This is a genomic window from Fulvivirga sedimenti, from assembly GCF_020328055.1.
On the sequence record NZ_JAIXNE010000011.1, the window covers coordinates 1 to 14130 of the forward strand.

At 46.6% G+C, this 14130-nt stretch carries 13 protein-coding genes; 7 read left to right on the forward strand and 6 right to left on the reverse strand.

The features are described 5' to 3' along the window. Window positions 1-62: 62 nt before the first annotated feature. From LDX50_RS30245 to LDX50_RS30265, 5 genes are all read right to left on the reverse strand, one after another. Complete coding sequence (locus LDX50_RS30245) at window positions 63-635, reverse strand: hypothetical protein (RefSeq protein ID WP_225698740.1); 573 nt, start codon at window positions 633-635, stop codon at window positions 63-65. 249 nt (window positions 636-884) lie between these two features. Beyond that, window positions 885-1370, reverse strand: coding sequence for a hydrogenase maturation protease (locus LDX50_RS30250; protein ID WP_225700051.1), 486 nt, complete (start codon window positions 1368-1370; stop codon window positions 885-887). Window positions 1371-1372: 2 nt separating this feature from the next. Then, a complete protein-coding gene (gene cybH, locus LDX50_RS30255) occupies window positions 1373-2098 on the reverse strand; it encodes a Ni/Fe-hydrogenase, b-type cytochrome subunit (protein WP_225700052.1) in 726 nt (241 codons plus the stop codon). A gap of 2 nt (window positions 2099-2100) precedes the next feature. Then, the gene (locus LDX50_RS30260) at window positions 2101-3819 is read right to left on the reverse strand and encodes a nickel-dependent hydrogenase large subunit (RefSeq protein ID WP_225700053.1); all 1719 of its coding nucleotides are present in this window, start codon (window positions 3817-3819) and stop codon (window positions 2101-2103) included. 11 nt (window positions 3820-3830) lie between these two features. Further along, window positions 3831-4967: a hydrogenase small subunit gene (locus LDX50_RS30265; RefSeq protein WP_225700054.1), complete on the reverse strand. Its 1137-nt coding sequence runs from the start codon at window positions 4965-4967 to the stop codon at window positions 3831-3833. Window positions 4968-5183: 216 nt separating this feature from the next. Between LDX50_RS30265 and LDX50_RS30270 the strand changes: the two genes are divergently transcribed. From LDX50_RS30270 to hypE, 7 genes are read left to right on the forward strand one after another with little or no spacing between them, the layout of a single operon-like run. Then, window positions 5184-5378, forward strand: coding sequence for a hypothetical protein (locus tag LDX50_RS30270; RefSeq protein WP_225700055.1), 195 nt, complete (start codon window positions 5184-5186; stop codon window positions 5376-5378). Window positions 5379-5382: 4 nt separating this feature from the next. After that, window positions 5383-5724 carry a hydrogenase maturation nickel metallochaperone HypA gene (hypA, locus tag LDX50_RS30275; protein WP_225700056.1) on the forward strand — a complete coding sequence of 114 codons (342 nt, stop codon included), beginning with the start codon at window positions 5383-5385 and terminating at the stop codon, window positions 5722-5724. Window positions 5725-5730: 6 nt separating this feature from the next. After that, window positions 5731-6543, forward strand: coding sequence for a hydrogenase nickel incorporation protein HypB (gene hypB, locus LDX50_RS30280; protein ID WP_225700057.1), 813 nt, complete (start codon window positions 5731-5733; stop codon window positions 6541-6543). Next, complete coding sequence (gene hypF / locus LDX50_RS30285) at window positions 6540-8840, forward strand: carbamoyltransferase HypF (protein WP_225700058.1); 2301 nt, start codon at window positions 6540-6542, stop codon at window positions 8838-8840. The genes hypB and hypF overlap by 4 nt, the downstream gene beginning before the upstream one ends. A gap of 6 nt (window positions 8841-8846) precedes the next feature. Beyond that, window positions 8847-9119: a HypC/HybG/HupF family hydrogenase formation chaperone gene (locus LDX50_RS30290; protein ID WP_225700059.1), complete on the forward strand. Its 273-nt coding sequence runs from the start codon at window positions 8847-8849 to the stop codon at window positions 9117-9119. After that, window positions 9116-10216: a hydrogenase formation protein HypD gene (hypD, locus tag LDX50_RS30295; RefSeq protein WP_225700060.1), complete on the forward strand. Its 1101-nt coding sequence runs from the start codon at window positions 9116-9118 to the stop codon at window positions 10214-10216. Before LDX50_RS30290 ends, hypD begins: the two co-directional genes overlap by 4 nt. After that, window positions 10213-11262, forward strand: coding sequence for a hydrogenase expression/formation protein HypE (gene hypE / locus LDX50_RS30300; RefSeq protein WP_225700061.1), 1050 nt, complete (start codon window positions 10213-10215; stop codon window positions 11260-11262). Before hypD ends, hypE begins: the two co-directional genes overlap by 4 nt. Before the next feature lie 54 nt (window positions 11263-11316). Here the strand turns inward: hypE and LDX50_RS30305 are convergent, their stop codons facing one another. Beyond that, window positions 11317-14115 (reverse strand): TonB-dependent receptor, encoded by a 2799-nt coding sequence (locus LDX50_RS30305; RefSeq protein ID WP_225700062.1) that lies wholly within the window; start codon window positions 14113-14115, stop codon window positions 11317-11319. Between the last annotated feature and the right edge of the window lie 15 nt (window positions 14116-14130).

Genomic DNA, 14130 nt, shown 5'->3' on the forward strand with positions numbered 1-14130 from the left:
GGGGCTTTTTTTATTGTTGAGGGAATAATTTCTGTATCTGTTTACTAACCTCAAAAGTTCTGTTACATGTCACCTGATGCGATATTCGCGTTGGGTGTTCTGTTGATGGCGTATTCTTTTACGAATGCTTTTTCAGTTTCGGGGTTGAGTTCCACACGTACCCATCCGAGGTATGATTTTCCATCTTTCACAAGTTTCACGCCGAGGTACTGGGCACGGTCACCAGACCAGGTTCCATTCCAGTTGAGGGACTCACCGTTATAAACCGATTCGATGATCTCACCGTGTGCCTCGCTCCAGCGAACATTACCGCGTGGCATATCCATGGAGATGTTTTCACCTTTTTCAGTGATGGCGGCACTTCCGGCAATATCCATTACCTGGTGATCCTGCAATGCCTGGATGATGTATTTGGTGTGTACACTTCCTTCAAGACCTACCGATACGGTTTGGAAAACGAAATCGTTTTTACCGTCACGATCGATATCGAGGTAGTAAGGACTTGCGTAACCGAAGCTGGCTTCAGTAGCAGGAACGAAATGAGCGATGGTAGAGGCTTCGGGTTCCACAGACGCGGGGCGTTCAGTGTTGACGATCAAAGCAAATGTTATCAGGGTTGAAAATAAGAGTTTCATGATTGTTGTATTTTGAGTTTTTGACCTTCTTTGTTGTTGTTGTAATTATTTTGAGTTTTTGACCTTTGTTGACCTGTCTGTTAAATGGCAAGGGTGGTGCCAATAAGTTAACATGCACTAAATCAGGCGATTAGCATTTTTCGGCCATCGGAAACTGTACGAAAATGAACAAAACAGGTGTACACTTTCGTAAAATGGACAAGGTTTTGAATGTGGGATGGGTGTATTTTCAGGCTATGAGTTTAATTCTCAGGCATCCGCAGGCTGATGGTGTCGAATCACTGAAACAAGCTCCCGGGCAACTTCAGCAATTTTCTCAAGGTTATTTTGCACTGGTTCAGAAAGATTCATCGTCATGGGTTGTATTCCCTCAATAGAAACCGTAAGCAGATAAACCTTTGGAACTTTTCCCAGAAGATAAAGGCTTCCGATCAGGTCTTTCAGCCCAACGTCATGTGCACTGAGAGAGGGAGGATAGTCAGAGGCAAAATAGGGTTCCAGAATACTGATCGCTCCGGCTGGCTGTCCGTCGATAGTTGCATCGATTATTATAACGGTAGGATAGGACTGAATGATTTCCAGCAGGTGGAACCCGCCCGTACCGCCATCAAGGACATCGATATCGGGCGGAAGATCCAATTTCTCCATATACTGAACAGCCTGAACACCTACGCCTTCATCACCCAGCAGGAGATTACCTATTCCTAAAACCAAAATTTTGTCTTTAACTTCCATGTTTACCTGTTAAAATCTGTACATTCTTTTTCATCGATACATTCGTTTTCAACAAATTTCCAGCCTCCAAACATGGAGGAAACTTCACCGCGGCCTTCCACATAGTCATGATAGAATACCAGGTAAATATGAACCATGGTGAAAACGATAAAGCCCCACATGAAGATATGATGCCAGACTCTAACCAGGGCATCTGTGCCGAATAGGGGAACCACCCAGGTGAATAATCCTGCAATGAAGGAGTCACTCATAGCCGCATACAGTCCGAACCCGGTAGTGATTTGTGCAGCCATCAAAATGAAAAGCATCAGATAAGAAACTCCCGCGAGTGAATTGTGCCCTAATGAAACAACATGCTTATTCTTTACCAGTAATACGTCAATCTTGATGACATCCCACATTTCCTGGATAAATGCTTTGCTCGTAGGCAAAAAATTTCGCCAGTTTTCAAACCTGTTCCCCTTAAACATCCAGTAAATCCGAATAATGAAATTGAACAGAAAGATATAGGCTGTTACAAAATGGATATAACGTACTGTTCCGAACCAGTATCCATCGTACGCTTCATGAGCCGCTAAAATGGCGGGCGGATTACCAATTATGTATCCCGTAATAGCAAGGATAACAATTGACAATGCGTTTATCCAATGAAAGAGCCGGGTTACTATGGTAAAGATGTAGACCCTCCTCATGGGGTGCAGAACGGAAGTAAGTCGGTAGGTAGTCATATCTAGAATGTATTAAGCTGATGAACATGCTTACCATTTTCATCGTAGAGGTGAACAGCGCAAGCCATACAGGGGTCGAAACTGTGGATGGTCCGCAAAATTTCGACTGGCTGATCAGGATCATGAACCGGAGTTCCCAGGAGCGCAGATTCATAAGCTGATCTCTGTCCGCTGGGATCGCGTGGCGAAGAATTCCAGGTGGAAGGAACAATAAGCTGGTAATTTGCCACTTTTTTGTCCTTGATGACGATCCAATGCGCCAGTGCACCGCGCGGTGCTTCTGTAGTACCAACGCCCTGAGCTGTTTCCGGCCAGGAGTTAGGTTCCCAGGAATCATTTGTAGCCATACGCTCGTCACCATTTTTAATATTCATCAAAAGCTGATCGTAGAACTCCAAAGCCCAGTTCGCCACGAGCTGCGTTTCTATCGCACGGGCAGCCGTGCGACCGAGGGTTGAGAACAGTGCTTCTGCAGGTACTCCCAGTTTATTGAGTACTCCATTCACAGCTTCGGTATATTCCTCCCTTCCAAGCGCATAACCAACCAGCATTCTTGACAGCGGACCTACTTCCATCGGATTCCCTTTCCATCGCGGTGTTTTCACCCAGCTGTATTTATCTTCAACATTCAGGTGCTCATAAGGCGGCTGGGGTCCTGTGAAATTCATTTTTGTTTCGCCATCCCAGGGAAATTTGCCTTTATCGTCACCATCACTGTAGGAGTACCAGGAGTGTTTCACAAATTCCTGAATTTGGGAAGGATCTTTCGGGTCGACTTCATGCACTTTACTGAGATCCCTGTTGAGAATAGCACCTCTCGGGAATTTGAAACTGCCAGGATCATTGTATCCGTTTGTGGGAAGGTCTCCGTAAGCCAGGTAATTAGGTAAACCGCCGCCCAATTCAGCCCAGTCAAAATAGTACGGGGCAACTGCCAGTACATCGGGTACATACACCTGGTTCACGAAATCCTTTGCCTGGTGAAGCAGCTGGCCAACCATCGCCAGACGTTCGGCATTGATTGCGTTAGCCTCATTCACGTTGATGGCGCATGCCATACCTCCAACCAGGTAATTCGGGTGCGGGTTCTTTCCGCCGAAAATAGTATGAACCTTCACAATTTCCTTTTGCCATTCCAGTGCATCCAGGTAATGGGCAACACCGATCAGGTTGATTTCGGGAGGTAATTTGTAAGCGGGATGACCCCAATAGCCGTTGGCAAAAATTCCAAGCTGACCGCTCGCAATGAAGGTGTTAAGTCTTTTCTGAAGATCTGCAAAATATTTCGGAGAGCTTTTTGGATAATTGGAAATGCTTTGTGCAATTTCTGAAGCCTTTATCGGATCAGCTTTGGTTGCGCTTACCACATCCACCCAATCCAGCGCATGCAAGTGATAAAAATGGACTACGTGGTCATGCATGTACTGGGTGCAGAACATCAGATTCCTTACCAGTTCAGCATTTGGCGGAATTACAATGCCCAGGGCATCTTCTACCGAGCGTACCGAGGCAAGTGAATGTACGGTGGTGCAAACCCCGCATACCCGGCCAACGAATGCCCAGACATCCCGGGGATCGCGGTTTTTCACGATTTCCTCGATCAGACGGACCATTGTTCCGGAACTGTAGGCATCTACTACTTTTCCGTCTTCAATTTCAACTTCTACCCGCAGGTGACCTTCGATTCGGGTGATGGGATCTATAACAATGCGATTGCTCATGATGATCAAATTTATGATGATGATTTTTTGTCAAGCCCCTCTTTGCCTTCATCTATATGCTGTGTGATCAGTTTTCGCTTCCGGATATTAGTTGCAATAGCATGTGCCGTTAGTCCGGCGGCGGTAATTCCCGCTGCAGTCAGACCGATCTTATCCGCATCCGATTCAATTCCGAAACCGGGAAATGCTGCCAGGTGCTGATAGAACGGACCGTTGTCCCAGAAATCCGCTTCACTGCATCCGATGCATCCGTGACCCGATTGGATGGGGAAGCTGGTGCCACCGTTCCATCGTGTTATGCCGCATGCATTGTAGGTTACAGGACCCCTGCAGCCTACCTTGTACAGACAATATCCCTGCTTGGCATTGGGATCATCAAAACTTTCCACAAAAAGACCTGCATCGTAATTCGGGCGGCGATAGCAGCTGTCATGAACCCGGCGTGAGTAAAATGCTTTTGGCCGGCCGATCCGGTCAAGCTCAGGTAACCGGTCGAAGGTCATCAGGTGAACAATCACTCCTGCCATCACTTCGCCAATTGGCGGACAACCAGGAACCTTGATGATCGTCTTGTTCTTTAAGATTTTATGAATCGGTGTCGCACGGGTAGGATTTGGTTTGGCGGCCTGAATACAACCGTTGGAAGCACAGCTGCCCCAGGCTACAATGGCTTTGGCGCCCTCTGCAACTTCCTGAATTATCTGTTCTGCAGACTTACCTCCAATACAACAACATGCAGCCATTTCTCCAACCGGAACCGAACCTTCCACCAGCAGAATATATTCCCCAAAATGATTTTCAAGCGTATCATGCAACGATTTCTCGGCCATATGTCCTGAAGCAGCCTGTAGCGTTTCGGTATAATTAAGCGAGAGCTTGTCCAGCAACAGGTCTGCAACCAATGGATGGGTTGAGCGGAGGAAGGACTCACTGCAACATGTGCACTCCTGAAAATGCATCCAAATGACGGCCGGGCGGCTTTTAGTTTCCATCGCCTGTGCGATTTGTGCTATACCACTTGTTTCCAGACCCATGAAGGCGGCAATAGTGGTACAGAATTTCATGAAATCACGCCGGGAGTAACCTTTTTCAACAGCCTCCTCATATAGGGTTCGTGACTCGTGCTTCTTTACTTCAATATTTAACATGGCACAGTAAGTTTAAGACGTCACTGGATGGGACTTTACCCTATGAAGATGAATAATTTATACAGTTTTTGTAATGACTACCTTCATCACACGGGTTGATAATTGTCATACTTTTCAACCCGTCAGATGCCTATCATTATGATGGTAAATTGTCAAAACAACAATAACCTCTTTGAAGTGAAATTCGGATTACCAAAAATTTAAAATCCCTACAGAATGAAAAAATTAACCCTTACCGGAGCACTTGGCTTTTACCCCATGCTCAGCATGGCTCATTCGGGCCACGGCAGCTGGAGCGGTACTGCCTTGCACTACCTGACATCATTCTGGCATATATTGCCCTTGTTGCTGTCGCTCATGCTCGTTGTTTTCATTGTGCGGAAGATCCGCACGGCAAATAAAAAGGCCTGACATTATGCATGAGCTCTCTATAGCCATGAGTATAGTGGAAATCGCCCGTGAGGAAGTAACCAAGGCGGGCGCAAACCATGTTACTCAAATTGAACTGGATATCGGCAAATTATCCGGTGTGGAGTTGAGCTCACTTGAATTTGTCTGGGATGTGGCTGTACAATCAACTGTCCTCGATGGTGCTGAGCGAAAGATCAATGAAATCCCCGGAATCGGAAAATGCCTGGAGTGTTCGAGGGAATTTGAAATGGAGCAAATTTTCGATGCCTGTCCGGAATGCCATCAATACTTCAATGATATCATCCAGGGAAAGGAACTAAAAGTAAAATCATTAACCTTAAACTAACCTGTTATGTGTGCTACCTGCGGATGCGATACCGATGACGCTGTAAAATATCTGATGCCAGGTGAAGTCGCCAGTGCGCACCATCACCATGACCATCATCACGATCATCACCATCATGACCACGATCATCACCATTCCCATGATCATACCGTGATCGATCTTGAGCGTGATATACTTACAAAAAATAACCTGATGGCTGAACGAAACAGGGGTTACCTGGAGGCAAAAAATATCCTTACGATCAATCTGGTAAGTTCGCCGGGTTCCGGCAAGACAACGTTGCTCGAAAAGACTATCAAGTTGCTGAAAGATGAAATTCCCATCATGGTGATTGAGGGGGATCAGCAAACAACAAATGATGCCGACCGCATCAATGCTACCGGTGCTAAAGTGATGCAGGTGAATACCGGAAAGGGTTGCCATCTGGACGCGGATATGGTTCAGCATGCCATGAAACATTTACAGCCAAAGGAGAATAGCATCCTGTTCATCGAAAATGTAGGCAACCTGGTTTGTCCGTCGATGTTCGACCTGGGTGAAACCAAACGGGTTGTGATTATGAGTACAACGGAAGGAGAGGATAAGCCCATCAAATATCCCACGATGTTCGAGACCTCCGATATTTGCGTCATCAATAAGACCGATTTACTTCCGTATCTCGATTTTGACCTTGAAAAGGCAAAGGAATATGCGCTTCGTGTAAACCATCACCTCACATTCTTCGAGGTTTCTGCAACGAAGGAATCCGGACTGGATGCCTGGGTTGCCTGGCTTAAACATGAGCTCGCACATGTAACCATTACACCCCATACGCATTGAAAACCGTTCACCTGCATATTGAAGGTATAGTTCAGGGGGTGGGTTTCCGCCCCCATGTGTATCGGCTTGCGCAGGAATTCTCTCTGAATGGCTGGGTGAATAATGCCCCGGACGGAGTACATATTGAAATTCAGGGTAAACCGGCAAGTGTTCAGGATTTCCTGAATGCCCTTCGTGAGAATCCCCCCAAACTGTCCCGAATCATAAACCGGACTGAAACACTTGTTGCCCGGCCAAAATTTGATGGATTTCAAATTATTGAAAGTAAGGACAATTCAGAAAAATCCGTCCTGCTTACACCCGATTATGCCATTTGTACATCTTGTGAGAAGGAACTTTTCGACCCGGAAAACAGGAGGTTCAGATATCCCTTTATTACCTGTACGAACTGCGGGCCACGGTTCAGCATCATTGATGGCCTTCCCTATGATCGCATCAGAACAACAATGCAGCCTTTTAATATGTGTTCTGAATGCAAAAATGAATATGACGACATTTATGACCGCCGTTATTATTCTCAGACGAATTCATGCCCTGTATGCGGAATCACACTCAGTATTGCTGAAAACGGACAACAGCCCTGCGAAGTGCCGGATATTTTTCAGCGGATTTATTCAGCGCTACATGAAGGAAAAATAATTGCCGTAAAAGGCATCGGAGGCTTCCTGCTTTTGTGCGATGCCTCCAATAAAGAATCCATACAATTACTCAGGCAACGTAAAGGGCGGCCATCGAAACCGTTGGCCCTGATGTATCCTGATGAAGAGATGTTGCTCTCTGATGTAGAAACAACACCGCAGCAACTCGAAGCCTACATGTCTGTCGAAGCTCCCATTGTGCTTTTTAACTGTAAGGGTAGCATGGAGTCGGATTTACAGGTCAATGAGATTGCGCCCGGACTGACATCGCTTGGAATTATGCGGCCTTATGCGCCGCTTCTGGCCCTTATCGCAAGGGATTTCGGGAGTCCCTTGGTTGCAACAAGTGCAAATATCAGTGGAGCACCGATCATTTACAACAATGAACAGGCATTATCGTCCCTCTCCTGGATTGCAGACCTTATCATTACTCATGATCGTGACATTACGCTTCCTGAAGATGATTCAGTAATCAAATTCACACCTGAACATGGGAAACGTATCATCCTTAGGAGATCCCGCGGCTTTGCCCCGAATTACCTGGCCAGGAAAAGTGTAAGCACCGATCCGGTTCTCTCCATGGGCGCATCGCTTAAAAGTACCTTTGCACTGCAGCATGGTGAAAATACTTATGTAAGCCAGTATCTTGGAGATCAGGATAGTTTTGATGCCCATGAAAGCTTTAAACACACGCTCGGAAAGTTAGCCGGTGTACTTGATTTTACCCCCCGCGAAATACTGGCAGATATGCACCCCCAGTATTTATCAACCATCCTGGCAGAAAAGCTGGCAAAATCGCACACGATTCCTGTCTGGAAAATTCAGCATCATGAAGCCCACTTTGCCGCTGTGCTGGGAGAAAATGGCCTCATCGAAAGTGGTGAGCCTGTTCTTGGGGTTATTTGGGATGGTACAGGATATGGTACGGATGGACAGGTTTGGGGAGGGGAATTTTTCAATTATGAAAACCACAGGTTTAGCCGCATCGGTCATTTGGCATATTTTGCGCACATTCTGGGTGATAAAATGTCAAGGGAACCACGTTTGTCTGCCCTGTCATTACTGCACGGCACAATTGCCGAACAGGCGATAAAGGATTGTTTCAACCAGCAGGAATGGGAATACTACCATAAGGTTTTACGAAAGGGCGACAATCTGCAAACCAGCAGTGCAGGTCGGCTATTCGATGCTGCCGCCTGTCTGGCCGGCCTTGGTTATAGTACCACCTATGAGGGAGAAGCGGCAGTGAAGCTTGAGGCATTAGCGAAAACGGCTTCAGACAAAAAAAATCTCCGCCCCATAGATTTTGAGCAATGTATGTCGCCCGTGTATCATTTATTGCGTTTTCATCAATTCCTTACCAACAAAATGCCGACAGCCGATGCTGCCTGGCAGTTTCATGCCGGGCTTGTTCAGGCAATTCACTTTAAGGCCCGGTCGCATAATTACCGCAAGGTAGCGTTTAGCGGTGGCGTATTTCAGAATGATGTGATGGTTGATCTGCTGGTTTCTTTGATGCAGGAAAAATTTGAACTGTACTTTCATGAGGAATTAAGTCCGAACGATGAGAATATTTCATTCGGCCAGTTAATACACCACGGAATTTCGTCCAGTGCGGTTGCGGCTGAAGAGTATGCTGATAATTTCTACGAAAATTGATTTGATATGTGTTTGGCCATACCCGGAAAAATAATTGAACTGGATGAAAATGCAGACCCTGCATTTCGTACTGGAAAAGTCTCCTTTGAAGGGATTATTCGCGTTGTGAATTTATCGATGGTTCCATCTGCAGGACTGAACGATTATGTTTTAGTGCATGTGGGTGTGGCATTGGAAATCATCGATGAGCAGGAGGCGATCAGGGTATTCAGTTATCTGAAAGAAGTGGGGGAGGTTGATGAGGAACTCGGTATTACGACCAAAAAGGAAGGGCCATGAAATTTCTGAGTGAATATCGGGATGCCGACGTGGTAAAACGTCTCCTGACGGAGATACATCACACGGTAACGAAACCCTGGACAATCATGGAGATTTGTGGCGGACAGACGCATAGTCTGGTTCGCAACGGGATTCTTGATATGCTGCCCCGGGAGATTACCATGGTTCATGGTCCCGGATGCCCTGTCTGTGTCACTCCTATTGATATGATTGATAAAGCGATTGGTTTAGCGCTTGATTCGAAGGCCATCATTTGCTCTTTTGGGGATATGGTACGCGTACCGGGATCCGGTAAAAACCTGCTTCAGGCAAAGGCTGCCGGTGGTGATATCCGAATGGTTTATTCCCCCCTGGAAGCGCTCGCCATTGCAAAATCCAACCCAGAAAGAGAAGTGGTTTTCTTTGCAGTTGGATTTGAAACCACCGCTCCGGCAAACGCCCTTTCAGTAATTCTGGCAAAGAAAGAATCTGTTAAAAACTTTTCCCTCCTGGTTTCCCATGTGCTTGTACCCCCTGCCATGGAAGCCATCCTTTCAGATCCAGAAAGCAGGATCCAGGGCTTTCTCGCAGCAGGGCATGTATGTACTGTAATGGGTTACCGTGAATACTATCCTCTTGCAGCAAAGTATAAAATTCCAATCGTAGTGACCGGTTTTGAGCCGGTGGATTTACTTCAGGGAATTTGGATGACCGTGAAGCAGCTGGAAGAAGGCAGATATGATCTGGAGAATCAGTATTCGAGGATTGTCAGGGAAGAAGGAAACCTCAATGCCATTGCCGCAATTGAGGAGGTCTTTGTTGTTTCTGATCGCGATTGGCGCGGAATTGGAACAATTCCGATGAGCGGGTACGAGCTCAATGATGAATATGCAGAATTTGATGCATCCCGGAAATTTGAAATAAACCCTGAGAAGGTCGAGGAACCGGTGGAATGCATGGCAGGCAACGTGTTAAAAGGTCTTATGAAACCTCATGAATGTCCGCAATTTGGCAAAGCCTGTACACCGATGCATCCGATGGGCGCACCGATGGTTTCTTCAGAAGGTGCCTGTGCGGCATATTATCATTATTCACGCCAAAACGAACTTGTATCATGATCAATGGATTTACACTCTCCTGCCCGATGCCTCCCCTTGATTTTGATGTAATTACCCTTGGTCATGGCAGTGGAGGGGCACTCACCAATCAACTGCTGGATTCAGGTGTATTTACGCTTCTTGACAATGAATTTTTGCACAGCCGGCATGACGGTGCAATCCTCGATCTGAGCGGTAAGACGGCGTTTACAACAGACAGTTTTGTTATTTCACCCATCTTTTTTCCCGGAGGCAATATTGGCGACCTCGCGGTAAATGGAACGATTAACGACCTGGCGATGTGCGGCGCAAAACCCCGTTATATTTCACTGGGCTTTATACTGGAAGAAGGGTTGCCGGTGGAGGAACTGTGGGAGATCATATACACCATTAAAAAAGCCACTGAAAATGCAGGCGTGCAGGTTGTTACCGGTGATACGAAGGTTGTGGAAAAAGGCAAGGGCGACAGGATCTTCGTAAATACTACAGGAATCGGGACCGTTCATCCGGGAGCTGAGATTGATGCAGGACGTGTGACAGAGGGAGATGCGGTCATCGTGAGTGGCACCATCGCAAATCATGGAATTGCGATCATGTCGCAGCGGGAAGGACTTTCCTTTGAAACTGAAGTACAGAGTGACACACGATCCCTGGCGTCGATCATCATGAAATTACTTGATGAATTCGGGCCGGAAATACATTTGCTTCGCGACCCAACCCGCGGCGGGGTTGCCACCGTTCTCAATGAAATTGCCAGACAAGCAAAAGTTGGGATCGAAATAAACGAAAATAATATTCCTATTGTCCCTCAGGTACATGGCGCATGCGAGATGCTGGGTCTCGAACCATTATATGTTGCGAATGAAGGCATTTTCGTAGGCTTTGTTGATGCTGCGCATGCCACCGATGTGGTTGAATTGCTGCATGGTCTGCCGGGAAGTGAAGATGCATGTATCATCGGAAGAGTCGTGGATCAACACGCTGGCCAGGTAGTCATGCAAAGTGCTATTGGTGGCCGGCGGATTATTCAGATGCTGCCGGGTGAACAGCTGCCTAGAATTTGCTAGAAGCTATTGTACAGGTCTCTATTGGATGAAAGTCACCGGGGAAATATGCCGGTCTTAATTAAAGAATTCATTGAATTCCCACGTAACGTAGTACAATCCGCCAATCTGGGCATTTCCAAATCCGGTAGTGTAGTATTGGTTCGTAACATTGGATGCGCCCAACTTCAAAATGGACTTAACTTTCGGCATGCGATACGCCACCATTACATCGAGGGTATTGTAAGCAGGGATTTCTCCGTTGCCGAAAGTTGACTCCCAATAAAAGCTGTTCTGCCATCTCCAGTTAATGTTGGCCGATAAATTCCGTACGATTTCATCCTTGCCAACTCCCAGGTTTAAGCGATAGTCGGGCGTATTGAACTGGGTTTGAAATCCGGGAGGCACTTCATCATTTGTAATTGAGTTATACGCAATGTTGCCATTGATGCGGAATTTCTTCGGTAGTCGTAGATTTCCTCCGATCGCCCATCCGAAAGTTGTGATCCTGGAATCTGAGCTAACAGTGGTCTGATATTTTTTCTCCTCAGGTGTAAAGGGATTGATGGCCAGTAACTGTGCAGCATGAAATCCCGAGTAGATATTTTGGAAAATATAGGCATCCACGAGAAGAACATCCTGGAAGAATAATCCACGGTATCCCAACTCCTGGGCGGTCATTTTTTCTGGTCTGAAAACAGGTAGCTCAAGCGGTCCGTCATCAACATATGGTCGATCGGTAATCGGGTTGCTGCCGGTGAGTGGATATACCGGATTTGATCGGATGCCATATTTATCATGTACCTCAGGCAATCCTCCGATCACATGAAATGCACCTACATTCAGGTCAACGAACATATCGGTCACACTCGGATAACGGAATGCGCGCTGAATGGAAGCGCGAATGCTGTGTTTTTGCTCCTCATCCAGTGCATATACCATGGAAAACCTTGGCGTAAGAATACCGTCAAATTTCTGATGTTTGTCGTACCTGGCTGAGAAGGTAAGCTTGAGTCGATCCTTGAAGGCCGACTTTCCAATTTGCGCGAAGGTTCCCCACCACCACGTATTGACCGGGGCGCCCGGTTCATCAAAAAACGTGGTTCCTTCGGTATTGATCCGGTAATGCCTGAACTGACCACCAACGATCAGTTCGAACGCCTTGATGTGATTCTTAAAATTATATAGTGCTTCTGCATTGGACATGCTCGTTTTATCAATCACCAGCGTTCCGTCTGGAATCACCTGATTGGTTACTTTTTCAAATGCCTGGTTGAATTCATTTGATCCGGGCAGAGGAAAGGCGGGCCTTGAGGGATTCAAAACAGTACCCTCCGGTGACCGGTTATCAGCAGCACCCCGCGCAAAAGAGTAAGCGGCATCCAACGGGAATCCGAGTACAATAAATGCCTGGGCGAACCCGCCGATATAATCTGTATACCACTGCTCACTTGGCTTCCATTCTTCATTCATGAGCAACCCAGTCGTTCCTGCGTCGTAGGTATCCCCCGCGTTCTCGCCTGTTGTCCATAAACGAATGTACCCTTCCGGACTCTTCAATTCCATCCGTGCCATATAGGTGGAGAAATTACTGAGTGAAAAGCGGTTTTGCGCCGTATAAACCGCTGTTCCATTGCCGTATCCGCCGGCAACGATAAGCTCATATTTTTCAGAGAACCGATAATTCAGTGAACCCTGAATACGTAAATTTCTTGTATTGTAGTCGACCAGGTCCTTTTCTTTCCATCCGGTTCTGCTGATCACCTGGTTGGGAAACAGCGCTGAAACACTGTCTACATACATATCAAATTCCGGAGTTCCCGGTTCCAGGCCTGCAACACTTTCTGCCAGTCCGGCAGCCACATCCGGTGCCACGTCTGAAAGGTTTACAGGCACGATGATATCGTCTCCGTACACATTCACACCGTCATATCCTTCGTTATTCTGGCGGGTGGATCGGGGGTCATCGAGATTGTTTTTATCACGATAGTCTGCCGCATGCCAGTCGGTGGCCTCCAGATAGCTCATGACCACCTTAAATGCTAACTTATTATTTATCTTTTTAGCATATCGCAGATTAAAGTCGGTCATGGGAGTCGGGCTGTCCCTGTAATCTGCACCGAGATGCATCACACCCACCTGCATAGAAGCACTTAATCCCTGGTAGTCGAAAGGATTTTTGCTGGTCATCAACAGTGACCCGTTCATTCCACCCGGTCCGTAGAGTGCGCTTGATGCGCCCACCAATAGTTCTACACTTTCAATATCAAGCTGTGATAGTCCAAATATATTTCCCGCAGAGAAGCCCAATCCTGCAGGGGTATTGTCAACACCGTCTACAAACTGATTGAAACGATAATTGGTATTACCATTAAATCCGCGTGTATTGGGTGTTTTAAAGGTGAGACTCTGAACGTTCATATCTACCCCTTTGAGGTTATATAAACCATCATAGAAATTAGCGGCAGTAGTTCTCTTAAGATCACTAATGCCCAGTTTTTCGATACTCACCGGTGTCTGCAGATAACTTTCCTCAATCAGCGATGCCGAAACAACCACCTCCTGGCCTAAAATGTAGGTTTCCTCAAGTGTGATGTCAAGGTCGCTGGTCTGTGCTGTGATTTCCATTTCAAGGGTGGAATAGCCCATCATGGAAATTCGGATTACAAAGGGGGGTAGTTTAGAGGATTCAAGCTTGAATTTTCCGTCTTTGTCACTGATGGTGCCGATGTAGGTGTCTTTAATGGCAATATTTACGCCTGCCATGGGCTGCCCTGTTGCTTTGTCCTTTATTGTTCCGGAAAGGACATAATCCTGACTGAAAGCTGAAAAAATGATGACAACAATGAAGGTGAGTGTCAGAAAAAATGATTTCATGATTGGAAAATAGTA